General features: G+C 44.0%; 11 protein-coding genes. 4 read left to right on the forward strand and 7 right to left on the reverse strand.

Annotation, left to right across the window (positions count from 1 at the left end):
• Window positions 1–199 precede the first annotated feature (199 nt).
• From ACRQ5D_RS11365 to ACRQ5D_RS11380, 4 genes are all read right to left on the reverse strand, one after another.
• Window positions 200–2,341, reverse strand: coding sequence for a carboxy terminal-processing peptidase (locus ACRQ5D_RS11365; protein WP_091173135.1), 2,142 nt, complete (start codon window positions 2,339–2,341; stop codon window positions 200–202).
• 176 nt (window positions 2,342–2,517) lie between these two features.
• Window positions 2,518–3,159: a hypothetical protein gene (locus ACRQ5D_RS11370; protein ID WP_431199658.1), complete on the reverse strand. Its 642-nt coding sequence runs from the start codon at window positions 3,157–3,159 to the stop codon at window positions 2,518–2,520.
• Window positions 3,160–3,339: 180 nt separating this feature from the next.
• Window positions 3,340–4,182: an isoaspartyl peptidase/L-asparaginase gene (locus tag ACRQ5D_RS11375; RefSeq protein WP_091172868.1), complete on the reverse strand. Its 843-nt coding sequence runs from the start codon at window positions 4,180–4,182 to the stop codon at window positions 3,340–3,342.
• A gap of 73 nt (window positions 4,183–4,255) precedes the next feature.
• Window positions 4,256–5,176 (reverse strand): cyanophycinase, encoded by a 921-nt coding sequence (locus ACRQ5D_RS11380; protein ID WP_091172864.1) that lies wholly within the window; start codon window positions 5,174–5,176, stop codon window positions 4,256–4,258.
• Window positions 5,177–5,348: 172 nt separating this feature from the next.
• Between ACRQ5D_RS11380 and cphA the strand changes: the two genes are divergently transcribed.
• Window positions 5,349–7,976 (forward strand): cyanophycin synthetase, encoded by a 2,628-nt coding sequence (gene cphA / locus ACRQ5D_RS11385; RefSeq protein ID WP_091172860.1) that lies wholly within the window; start codon window positions 5,349–5,351, stop codon window positions 7,974–7,976.
• A gap of 270 nt (window positions 7,977–8,246) precedes the next feature.
• Here the strand turns inward: cphA and ACRQ5D_RS11390 are convergent, their stop codons facing one another.
• The gene (locus ACRQ5D_RS11390) at window positions 8,247–8,909 is read right to left on the reverse strand and encodes a DNA-3-methyladenine glycosylase family protein (protein ID WP_091172856.1); all 663 of its coding nucleotides are present in this window, start codon (window positions 8,907–8,909) and stop codon (window positions 8,247–8,249) included.
• A gap of 151 nt (window positions 8,910–9,060) precedes the next feature.
• Window positions 9,061–10,179, reverse strand: coding sequence for a DUF4407 domain-containing protein (locus ACRQ5D_RS11395; RefSeq protein ID WP_091172853.1), 1,119 nt, complete (start codon window positions 10,177–10,179; stop codon window positions 9,061–9,063).
• Between the two features lie 116 nt (window positions 10,180–10,295).
• On the opposite strand from ACRQ5D_RS11395, the gene ACRQ5D_RS11400 reads away from it, so the two are divergent.
• From ACRQ5D_RS11400 to ACRQ5D_RS11410, 3 genes are all read left to right on the forward strand, one after another.
• The gene (locus ACRQ5D_RS11400) at window positions 10,296–10,610 is read left to right on the forward strand and encodes a rhodanese-like domain-containing protein (RefSeq protein WP_090531100.1); all 315 of its coding nucleotides are present in this window, start codon (window positions 10,296–10,298) and stop codon (window positions 10,608–10,610) included.
• Window positions 10,611–10,612: 2 nt separating this feature from the next.
• Entirely contained in the window at window positions 10,613–10,828 is a 216-nt protein-coding gene (locus ACRQ5D_RS11405) for a DUF6358 family protein (RefSeq protein ID WP_091172849.1), read from the forward strand.
• 219 nt (window positions 10,829–11,047) lie between these two features.
• Window positions 11,048–11,956, forward strand: coding sequence for a prohibitin family protein (locus ACRQ5D_RS11410; protein WP_091172845.1), 909 nt, complete (start codon window positions 11,048–11,050; stop codon window positions 11,954–11,956).
• 41 nt (window positions 11,957–11,997) lie between these two features.
• On the opposite strand, the gene ACRQ5D_RS11415 is transcribed toward ACRQ5D_RS11410, so the two are convergent.
• Window positions 11,998–12,555 (reverse strand): hypothetical protein, encoded by a 558-nt coding sequence (locus ACRQ5D_RS11415; RefSeq protein WP_091172841.1) that lies wholly within the window; start codon window positions 12,553–12,555, stop codon window positions 11,998–12,000.
• Window positions 12,556–12,562 lie beyond the last annotated feature (7 nt).

Genomic DNA, 12,562 nt, shown 5'->3' on the forward strand with positions numbered 1-12,562 from the left:
TTATTAGCCGAGGGGTTTTATAATATGACACTAATTCCTCGAATTAAATCGAATCACATAAGTTTTGTTTTCTCTGTAAGGTTTCTAAATACAAATTCGTGTAATTCGATTTAATTTCTTCACATGCAAAGCATTCGTGTTTAAATAAAAACGCCTGACATCTTTCAATGCCGGGCGCTCAATATTATTAATAATTTGCTTAGTTAGCCGGTTGCGATACGCTTGTATACTTATTATCAAGGCTGATATAATCGGTCATGATTTGGCCGGCTTCGCGTTTTACAAAGTCAAGGTCTTCGTTTTTAGGTTTGGTTTGACCCTTTTTAAGGGCTGGCAAACCTAATGCTACCCGACGCAGGTTGTTACGCTCAAATGATTTCGCTTCATCATCGTCACGTTGTTTCTTCAAATCAGATTCTTTTAACGATACACTGTCATCGGCATCATGTTTTTTGAAATCAGCAATATCTTCAAGCAGGTATTTATAGCTGTCGCTGCCGGCCATGCGTTGGTCGTGCAGTTTTTTTAGCTGTGGCAGTACGCCGGTAAAATCGCCTGTTTTGGTATAATCTGTTTTGGCAATGATGTCAAAAGGCATTGCTGATGGTTCGGTATCTTCGCCATATTTATCCAATGGAATAACCGACGGGAATGAAATATCAGGTGTTACCCCTTTGTGCTGGGTTGAATTACCGCTGATACGATAGAATTTAGCTATGGTCAAATTAAGTTGTCCGTAAGTGCTTTGGCTGCCGGTTGAGGTTGTTTTTTTACCGCCACCAACTACGCCCGCAATTTTTTCACGAAGTGAAGAACCAATCACCCTGTCAAGATCGATAGCGCTTTGTACCGAGCCTTTACCATAAGTTTGGGTACCCAATATTAAACCGCGGCCGTAATCCTGGATAGCGCCTGAGAAGATTTCAGAGGCCGAAGCGCTGAAGCGGTCAACCAGTACCGCCATAGGGCCGCTATAGGTGATGTCCGCATCTTCGTCTTTATCAATTTCCACCTGGTCTTTAGTGTCACGCACCTGTACTACAGGGCCGGTTTTAATGAACAGACCGGTAAGCTCAATAGCTTCCATCAATGAACCACCACCGTTTTCACGCAGGTCGATCACCAGGCCATCTACATTTTCTTTCTTTAACGAGTCAAGGATTGCCTTAACATCGTGGGTGGTACTTTTATAGTTAGGGTTGCCTGCTTTATAATCGTTAAAGTCAATATAGAATGCCGGGATAGATATTACACCTATCCTAACCGTTTTACCATTGCTGTTGTAAGTGCGGATCTCTTTTTTGGCCGATTGGTCTTTCAGGATGATCTTCTCACGTACCATTTCAACCACTTTGGGTTTGCTTGATGCATTTGCACCGGCAGGCAATATTTCAAGCCTTACCGTTGTGCCTTTAGTACCGCGGATGATAGCGATGGCATTATCAACACGCCATCCCACCACGTTCTGGAATTCGCCGGTTTTACCCTGTGCTACTGCAACGATACGGTCGTCGACACTTATCTGGTGGCTTTTATCTGCCGGACCGCCCGGTACAATGGTTTTAATGGTTACATACTCGTTTTCCACCTGTAGTGAAGCACCGATCCCTTCAACCTGGCGCGACATTTCGATATTGAAATTAGCTGCGTTTGACGGGTTAAAGTAATTAGTATGCGGATCGATAGCCTCTGTAAAGGCGTCCATAAAGTATTGAAAAACGTCCTGGTTTGATAGCTTGTTGGTTTGTGTTAACAGGTTTTCGTAGCGTTTCTTAAGTGTTTCCTTATTTTTGGCCATATCTGCATTGGCCAGTTTCAGGTTTAGCAAATCGTATTTTACGCGCTTGGTCCACATGGCATCCATTTCGCTTTGCGAAGCAATCCATGGTAGTTTATCGCGATCATAAACAAAGGTTTCAGTTTTATTGAAATCGAAATTTTTATTGATCTGCTCAAGCGAATATTTTACATGCTCGATATATCTTTTCTGAAAAACGTTGAAGATATAAAAAGCATCGGCCAGGTTGCCGGCTTTAATATCATCATCAAGTACGGTTTTATATTTTTCAAAATCCTTGATATCAGATGCTAAAAAATAGCTGTGGTTCTCGTCGAGCGATTTGATATACCGGTCGTAAATGATGGCGGATACTGAATCGTTCAGCGGAACTTTTTTATAGTTGTAGTTAGAGATTAATGATGCTACCTGCTTACAAACAAGGCTTTGCTGTTCATCGGGCTGTAAATCATTTGAACCTGCTACTTTAACAGGTTTGGATGGTGATGCTTTACAGGCGAGGGCTGCGCCCAGCACCAATAACAAATATACTTTCTTAAACATATCTTTTACTGTAGTTAAATCGGGGTTGGTGTAAAACATCAATACTTGTGCCTATTATTAATTTGCTAATGTAAAATAAAAAAGAGACAGTCAATATGCTGTCTCTTAATTACTAATAACAATAATACGATTATGTTTTACTAATAGTATGCAGGCAGCACCATTTTACGTTTTTGTTACAAAAAAACACTATTTGTTAACCGGTTTGGTAATTGTACCTGCATCGGCGGTTTCGGCAAAATGGGTTTCGGTATGCAGCGTGTTGAATTTATTGTCCTGTAAATAGCGCGTTTTTTCTCTACAGTAGCCAGGTCAAAAGTTAAACCGCGGGCAACAGCCAGTTGTCGGGCTTCGGCCAGGTCTTGTTTAGCCTGTGTATAATCGCCGTAATCAGCTTTTACAGTCGCAAGGTCAAGCAGGTTTGCTATGGTATGCCTGTCGTCGTTTTGCTGGCGCGATATGGTGATACTTTGCAGCAGGAACCATTTGGCCTCGGCCAGGCGGTTTTGTTTCATATACATCTGGGCCAGGTCGCTAAAGTTGTAGCTGGCGGCATTGTACACATGAAAACGCATATTGTGCTGCGCGGTTTTCATAACCGATTCCTCGATCATGGCCAGTACATATGGGGTATGTTCAATAGTAAACGGGCGGATTTTTACTTTAGCCACTACAGGAGCGGGCAGCCTTTTAATAGAGTGGCTTTGTGCATAAGCCATTTGCGGAGACCGGGTACGCTTATTGAATGGCTTATAATACCATTGCGCTGATGCATCGAACCCAACAGCGCATAAAATAATAAGTAGGAAATATCTCATCTAATCTTTTTCCTGGGTTTAAACTGTTTATTTTAAATTAATCAGCTTAACAAATGTAATTATTTGTTAACGGGAAAACAATACCCGTAAAATGCAGTAAATACGTAAACGCCTAAAGGCCACCGTTATTTTACAGGTGCTTAACTTATACCCTTTCTACGGGAAAAATAAATTTAGGTTTTAGTTAAAAACTTCAATATCTCCGTCATGCAGGGCCCATACCATGTAAGGGTGGGTGTCTGAGTGATAGATCTGCCCATCAGTAGTAATGCCTATCACACCGGCAAAGCCATCGTAAGGTTTCATTTCATCGAGGGTTTTTTCGGTAGCGGCCATAAGGGGCATGCCATCGGTTACTCGCGTAACAATTTTAACAGCTACCGAGCCACTTACAATATCTTCACCTACGCCGGTACATGAAACGCCGGCAAACTCATTGGCATAATTTCCTGCAGTAGTGGCCGAATCACTAACACGGCCGGGAATTTCAAAACCTTTGCCCCCGGTACTCGTTGCGGCCGCCAGGTTTCCATGCACGTCCAATGCAACGCAGCCCACGGTGCCCAGCCTGATAGAATCGCTTAGTTTTTGTTCGTATTCGTGACGTCGCTGCGGGATTTCGGGGTTATAGTATTTATGACCGTTTTCTATAGCAAAATCGCATGCTCCTTTGCCGCTCAATACACGATCATCGTAGGCTTGAAGTTTTTCGGCTACACAGATCGGGTTTTTAACATCTTCAATGTTGATGACGCCCGAAAAGCGTTGGGTTTTGCCATCCATCAAAGAGGCGCTGAGGCGAATCTTGCCATCGCTCTGGATCTGTGATCCCGTTCCGGCATTAAAAAGTTCGCAATCTTCAAGCAGCCTTACGGTATAAACGGCCGTTTCGGCAGCAGTGTGATGTTGCAGGTGTTTGTATCCTAACTGCACTATGCCGTTCAGGGCTTCCTGTTTGGCCAGCTTTACTTCCTGGTTGGTATGCGATTCGCTAAAAAAACCGCCGTGAATAATTATTTTCATAATTATAAATTAAAGTAGATGTACCTGCATAAATAAGGCCAGGCTATTTAATAAGAACTTTATGCAGTTTAAATTATTGTAATAGATTGCTACCGGGTGCATGTATAAAAACACCTTCTTCAACTTTTACGCTCTTTTTTATGAGTAAACGGTGTTGTATCAGGTCGTACTTATCAAATATCGACATGACGTGCACTCTCAGGTTTTCGATAGATATTGGCGAGCCGAGCTCCACATCATAAATATTGGTTGATACGATGTTGCGCCCATCAACCAAAATGATGAGGCCCGAGCCGATAGCTTCCATCATATAACCTTCGGTAATAAGTAAGCCTGTATCTTCGCCCAAACCTATCCCCAAAATGCCGGGGTTAGTTGCAACGGCATACATTAACCGGCCTATGCGGCCACGCTGTACAAAGTGAGTGTCAACAATCACCGAATCGATAAAGCCAAGGCCGGCGGTTATCTGCACTTCGCCTTTCACAAGGGCTTCGTTACTTTGCCCGCGGTAGATCATATGTGTGGATGCTGCCGCAGCGCCTGCCGAAGTACCTGCTATCACAAAGTTTTCTTTTTGATAGCGTTGTTTAAGGATCTGTAAAAATTCGGTGCCGCCAAAAATGGCTGTTAGCCTGAGCTGGTCGCCGCCGCTGAACATCACTACATCGGCTTTGCGGATCCTGTCTAAGTATGCCTTGTTCCCCGCATCTTCGCGGCTTTTGATGTGCAGTACGTTAACATTGGTAACGTTGAGCTGGCCAAACGCCTTGATATACTCAGCGCCGACAAGCTCCGGAATCTGTGAAGCTGTGGTGATCACTTCAATTTGTGAGCCTTCATGCTTTGCCGATTCATTAATAATGCGCCTTAATATGCCTTGTTCAAAAAATTTGATATAATCTGGTTGCAAAATGTGTTCCTGAAGAGTAACATTACTCCCCATATCAACTGCGCCACCTATAATTATTAGTTTACCTTTCGGGACAATCATGATTATTTCACAATATCTTAATACAACTATATACAAATTACGACAAAAACCTGCACAAACACAGGAACTAATAATAAATAATGGCTTTTCGCCATCAAAAATTTTATTCCCGTGTTATGTTTTATAGTTTTAAGGGGAAAATTAGACTGACAAAAAAATAGCATCCTACATAATGAAGATCGAGAATATTCAGGTACTACGCGGACCCAACATTTGGAGCATCAGACGCAAAAAATTAATACAAATGCGGCTTGATCTGCAGGAGATGGAGCACCGCCCCTCCAACGAAATAGATGGCTTTTATGAACGGCTTGAAAAGCTGCTGCCGTCGTTATATAGCCACCGCTGCTCGCCCGGTGTACCCGGCGGTTTTTTTCAGCGGGTGATTGCCGGCACCTGGATGGGACACGTCATTGAGCACATAGCCTTAGAGATTCAAACCCTTGCCGGTATGGATACCGGCTTTGGCCGCACCCGCGAAACCAAAACAAAAGGCGTATACAATGTAGTATTTGCTTACCTGGAAGAAAAGGTCGGCGTTTTTGCAGCCGAGTCGGCCGTGCGCATAACCGAAGCTTTGATAAAAGGCGAGGATTACAACCTGGATGCTGATATTCAGCAAATGCGCGAGATTAGGGAAAATACCCGCCTGGGACCAAGTACCGGGTCAATTGTAGAAGAAGCGATCGCGAGGGATATCCCATGGATCAGGCTCAACAACCAATCGTTAGTGCAGTTGGGTTACGGCAAAAATCAGGTACGTTTCCGCGCTACCATGACCGAAAAAACCAGCAGCATTGCTGTTGATATTGCCAGCAACAAGGAAGAAACCAAACGACTTTTACAGGAGCAGGCCATCCCTGTTGCTAAAGGCGTAACTATTTCATCGGCATCGGCTGTGCCGGATGCCATCCGCAAAGTGGGCTTCCCGCTGGTGTTTAAACCGCTTGATGGCAACCACGGCCGCGGCATTTCTATCAACATAAAAACTGAAGAAGAGGCTATTGAAGCTTATGAGCACGCTGCCAAAATTTCGCGCCGCGTAATTGTGGAGCGTTATGTTACCGGCTTCGATTTTAGGGTGTTGGTGATTGATAATAAAATGGTTGCAGCCGCTCTCCGTAAACCGGCACATGTTACCGGCGATGGCAGGCTGAATATCCAGGAATTGATAGACCTTGAAAATACAGACCCGCGCCGGGGTTATGGACATGAAAATGTGCTTACAGAGATAACGGTCGACCGTGATACCCTCGATCTGTTGGCAAAAAAAGACTACACGCTTGAAACTGTTCCCGAAAAAGATGAGGTGGTTTATGTAAAATCAACTGCTAACCTAAGCACAGGCGGCACCTCTGTTGATGTTACCGACCATGTACACCCGCAAAATATTTTCATTTGCGAACGCATTTCTAAAATCATCGGCCTGGATATTTGCGGCATCGACATCATGGCGCAAAACCTTACCGAGCCGCTTACTGATACAGGGGGAGTGATACTGGAAGTTAATGCCGCACCGGGCTTCAGGATGCATATTGCTCCGAGCGAAGGCTTGCCCCGCAACGTAGCCGGACATGTGATTGATATGCTTTACCCGGCCGGTAAATCGGCCCGCATCCCTATCATAGCTATTACCGGGACTAACGGTAAAACCACTACCACCCGTTTGATAGCACACATTGTTAAAAATAACGGTCACCGGGTAGGTTTCACCACCTCGGATGGGATCTACGTACAAAACAATATGATGCTGAAGGGCGATACAACCGGCCCTGTAAGCTCGGAGTTTATACTGAAAGACCCAACAGTTGATTTTGCGGTATTGGAAACAGCCCGCGGGGGTATCCTGCGCTCGGGCCTCGGTTTTGGCTTTTGCGATATAGGGGTAGTTACCAATATCCAGGAAGATCACCTTGGCTTATCGGACATTCATTCATTGGAAGACCTATCGCGCGTAAAAAGCGTAGTGCTTAACTCGGTTAAGAAGGATGGCTGGGGCGTTTTGAATGCCGATAACGAGTATTGCGTACGCATTGGCAAAAAGGCCGAATGTAATATCGCTTATTTCAGCCGGAACGAAAATAATCCCATCATTAAATCACATTGCAAAAAAGGAGGCATTGCCGCTATTTGCGAAAACGGGTTTATCACCATTTTAAAAGGCGACTGGAAGATCCGCGTACAGCGTACCATCCTGATTCCGCTTACGTTTGGCGGTACTGTGCCCTTTATGATCGAGAATGTGCTGGCCGCTACACTGGCTACGTTTTTATGGGGATTTAAGACAGAAGATATCAAGATCTCGCTCGAAACTTTTATTCCATCGGCCTCACAAACGCCTGGCCGCATGAATATTTTTGAGTTTAAAGATTTCCGGTTCATGATTGATTTTGCCCACAATCCGGATGGATACACTGGCATCAAGGAGTTTTTAAGACATATCGATTCGCCGCTTAAAATTGGTATCATAGCCGGCACCGGCGACAGGAGGGATGACGATATCCGCGAACTGGGTAAAATATCGGCCGAAATGTTTGATTATATCATCCTGCGCCAGGAAAAACACCTGCGCGGCCGCACCGCCGAAAATATTATTGGTTTACTCAAAGAGGGAATTGAATCAGTTGATCCTGACAAGCAGGTTGAGGTAGTGCCTAAAGAAGTTGATGCTATTAAACACGCCATGAGCCTGGCCCGACCCGGAACATTCATTACCGCCCTGAGCGATGTGGTTGATAATGCCATTGAAACCGTACAGGATTACCAGGAGCAGGAGAGGAACGGACTATTTAATGTTTGACAGCCCTAAAGTGGGGCTTTTGATGAGCATATTTTGAATGCGTTGGCGAAGCCAGCGCATTTTTTGTTTATATACTTTTGTAGGTTAAAGTGTAATAACACCTACCATGGACAGCACCAACAGGGGTTAACAGGGTTAACACAATTTTGAATGTTTCAGTATAATAGTCTGAATATCAATTGTTTAATAAAATGGAGGGGTTGCGCGAAGGATCTGATAAAGATATTCAGCTTATGGGAGGTGTTATTAAATTTAAGCCTCCGAAGATCTTTATTTTTTAACGCCTTGCTTAGAGGGTTTGGGTGGGGCCGGTACTCTTTGGCTCAGATAATAATGCCACAAAATCATCGCCGCTACCGTTCGGTATGGTTTCCATTGTTCGGTCACCGCTAACAATTCTTCTTTGGTAATATCTTTTGGCAGATTTTTTACCCGTTTAAGGGCATTCACTGCGGCCAGATCCCCGATAGGGAAAACATCGGTGTGCTGTAATACAAACATCAGGTAAACATCAACAGTCCAGTTGCCAATGCCTTTGAGGGCGGTTAGTTTGGTACGGATAATATCATCAGGCATTTGTTCCATTTCGGCAAGGTTGATCTGCCCGCTTACAATGGCTTCGGCAAGGTATTTTATATAGATGTTTTTTTGGCGACTTACATAACATGCCCTGAATTCTTCATCGGTAAGCAGTAGTACCCGTGCAGGGGTAATTTGCTGTACCCGCTCGCGCAATTTATTTAAGGCAGATAGTGCTGAAGCCAGTGATACCTGCTGCTCTAAGATAATATGCACCAGTGTTTCAAAACTATTGGGCCTTGACCATAAAGGCGGATGACCATGGTTTTTTATAATCAGGGCCAGATCAGGATCATTAGCTGCAAGATGATCACAAATGGAATGATAGTTTGAATGTGAAAATTGCTCAAACATAGGTTGATATTATGTTTTGCAAGATGGGAGATTGGGTTGGTAATTGCAAAATATTCCACTGTAGAGACGCATAATTGCGTCTTCGCCCATAAATCGGCCCTGCATAGTTGGGAGACGCAATTATGCGTCTCTACGGGAAAAATGCAGGGTTTTACTCGTAACTATGCCGCTCAAAATCATAATCAGATTGCGAGGTAATGATCTTTTTTCGCCGCTCGATATCCGTATCCAGGTTGTGGTCGTAAATATTATCCGTAACCGCTATATCTCGTTCCTTATCCCGTTCGGCAAGGTGGATATTGGCTTCGGCTGTTTTGGCGATAGCCGTATCATAAGGCCCTTTGGGCGACATCAGCTTTACAAATACCGGCAAACATTCAAACAAAATGAACAGGTAGCCGATAAACGAAATAGCGAGATAGGTATCGAGGTCGCGCTTGCCGTTTTCAGTGTAGGTGAGCTGGCCTAATGCCCAGTTACGGTCGGAGAAGCCGGCTATGCTGGCCAGGCTGTCCAGTTGATGCTCTGTAAACAAACGGGTGCTGTTCAGTCCCTCATAATCTTTACGGGCACTCAGGTATTGGTCCATCTGCCCTAAATTATCAGTAACGGATTTAAGCCGGGCTTCCTTTTCTTCCAGTATGGCCTGCTTTTGCTTTGCATAAGTGCCATAACCGGTAATGCCCGATGTTTGGTTGGTTTTATCACCGAAAACTTCCTGGTTAAGCTGATAACGTGAGCGGTTAATATCCCGCTCCAATGAATCTTTCTCCTTTTTCAAATCGGTGTTTTTACCCAGTTCCATGGCATACTTCTGCATGTAGGTTTTTTCGAGGGTATCAATTTTACTGCGTTGCCCCTTTAAATAGGCGGTTTTTAGTTTCTGGCGAATTTCTTTATCAAAAATCTTGAGTTCAAGTGGGCGCGATATCACAATACCAATCATGATAGCCAGCAAAATACGCGGCGATGCCTGCAATATCTGCTGATTGGTTGTACCTTCTTTATTAATGCTGGATACGATGTAACGGTCCATATTAAAAATGGCCGTTCCCCACAGTAAACCAAATAGTATAGCAAAACCTACAGCAAAGGCATCGCCATTAAAAACAAAGTACATGGCATAACCGCCGGATAATGCGGCGAACGTTGCCGTGAAAAATATAGTTGCCCCAATACCAACATACTTATTATGCTCAATTGGGTACTTTTTTAAGGTATCGATATGTGCTCCTGAACAGAACCAGAAAAAGCGTGTAACTTTTTTCATTAAGTAATTATTGTGTAAACATATATGAAACGCTCATATACTTTGATTGTTACAAATAACAAGCCTAAATATTTGATTAAGAAAAAAACTACCTTTGAATTATAATTACATTTAACATGAACGAGATAACCGTACAAGAACTAAAAGAGAAAATTGACAAAGGCGAAGATTTTCAACTGATTGATGTTAGGGAAGATTTTGAATACGAAACTTCAAACCTTGGCGGGCAGCTTATACCGCTTGGCGGCGTGCTGATAGAATCGGAAAAGATAAGTAAAGACAAGCCGGTAGTAGTAATGTGCCGCAGCGGTAAACGCAGCGCGGCTGCTATTATGCAACTGGAGCAGCAGGGTTTTACCAATCTGTCAAACCTAAGAGGAGGGATCCTTGCATGGCAGGCCGAAATTGACCCTGAATTAAACGTATACTAATAATGGGCTTTAAACTGGTGCTCAATGTGCTTTACACCATGGGTGTAGCTTTGTGCTTTATTGTAGCTTATAAAATGTTCACCGAAAAAAACTACCTGATCATGGCTGGTGCCATGGTTGTTGGCGTAGTTGTGATTTTCATGAAGCTGAGGCTTTTGAAAGAGGTTAAAGAGACCCAGCAAGCCCCGCAAAATAAAAAAGGCAAAGGGGCAAAATGACCCATTGTTAATTATGCTAAAGACTTACGAAGTTTTTAAAACCTCGTAAGTCTTCTTTTCATTTCTCTGGTGCAAGTTTTGAGCAGTAGTAGTAAGCAGCGGATAACTCATGCAGATCACGCTAAACCAGAGAGCCCCGCATTTTACAGCCGTAATCCCACTAAAAATCATTCTTTTATAATAGGCTTGCAACATGTAAAAAAAGCTTAACTTCATTGCATGTTTATAGCAGTATTAGGAGTTATTGTACTCATTGTGGGTATAGTACTCAAACGTTCACCCGAACCGGCCGGCCGCTTTAATGGAGTGGTAACCGCGGTAGGTATAGCCATGGTTGTACTTGGCTTATTACTCAATATTTTTAAAGTTATTGAGCCGGGCAAGGTAGGGGTTCAAACCCTTTTTGGCAAGGTGCAGGACCAGGTGCTTGAAAGCGGCTTACACATTATAAACCCTGTTGTAGAGATCACCACTTTTGATGTACAGACCCAAACCTATACCATGAGCGCGGTAAACAACGAAGGCCAAAAGGAAGGTGATGACGCTATCCGCGTACTTTCATCAGACGGGTTGGAGGTTACTATTGATCTTTCGGTGCTGTATAAAGTAAAACCCGACAGGGCTCCTTATATCATGCAGAATATTGGCGAAAACTATGTGGATAAGATCGTTCGCCCGGTTTCGCGCACGGCCATCCGTGATAACGCGGTTGCTTATGCTGCTGTCGATCTGTATTCGACCAAGCGGCAGGAGTTTCAGGATAAAATAAACCGTTACATTACCGCCAGTTTTGAAAAACGCGGACTGGAGCTGCAACAAATTCTGGTGCGCAACATCACCCTGCCTGCCTCGGTACGGGCCAGCATCGAATCAAAGATCAACGCCGAGCAGGACGCCCAGAAGATGGAGTTCGTATTGCAAAAGGAACGCCAGGAAGCCGAACGTAAGCGGGTGGAAGCGCAGGGTATTGCCGATTATCAGCGTATCCTTTCAACCGGGTTATCGGATAAGCAACTTCAATATGAAGCCATAAAAGCACAAAAGGAAATAGCGCTATCGCCCAATGCCAAGGTGATTATTATTGGCGGCGGAAAGGGAGGCAACCCGATAATGATCAGCGATAAATAGTGCGTGATTAATGTACCTTGTTTTGGGCGGGCATAAATGGATTAGTCCGCCCTGTAGGCTTTCAATACTTTCCTTTCCCTACCTTCTCCGGGCCAAAGGGTGATCTTATAATGGTCGGTACCTTCGTCCTCATCGGGATTCACGTTTTTTACAGCATACGAATAAATGCGCACGCGATATCTTGCCGGGGTAACAATGGCTTTTAAGATAATTTTTGTATCCGGAAAATTCAGGATCTCCATAATGCCCGAATTTAGTTTTACACTTCCTTCTACAACATGGTCGTATTTGCTGAAATCTTTCTCGGCGTCGGCTGTGTTGAGCACATTAAGTTCGGCCCGTATATGGCCATAACTGGCTGTTTTTATGCCGATGATATCTTCGGTAGTTCCTAAGCGCGCATTTTGGGCGTCGCTGTTCCAAAAAGTTGTATCACCTGTGGTACCGGTAAAGGCCGAATCGCACAGGTAAAATTGGTTATGGGTAGTGAAAAAATCGAGGTTGTATTTGCCGGAAGGGTGTAAGGAAAAAGCTAATATCGCAGGCAGTACCAAAAGACATATGAGTAGTACTGAATGATGTGTTTTTTGCCCTTTCATTGATAAG

Origin of the sequence: Mucilaginibacter sp. P25, from assembly GCF_050859465.1 — a bacterium.
Taxonomy (GTDB): domain Bacteria; phylum Bacteroidota; class Bacteroidia; order Sphingobacteriales; family Sphingobacteriaceae; genus Mucilaginibacter; species Mucilaginibacter gossypii.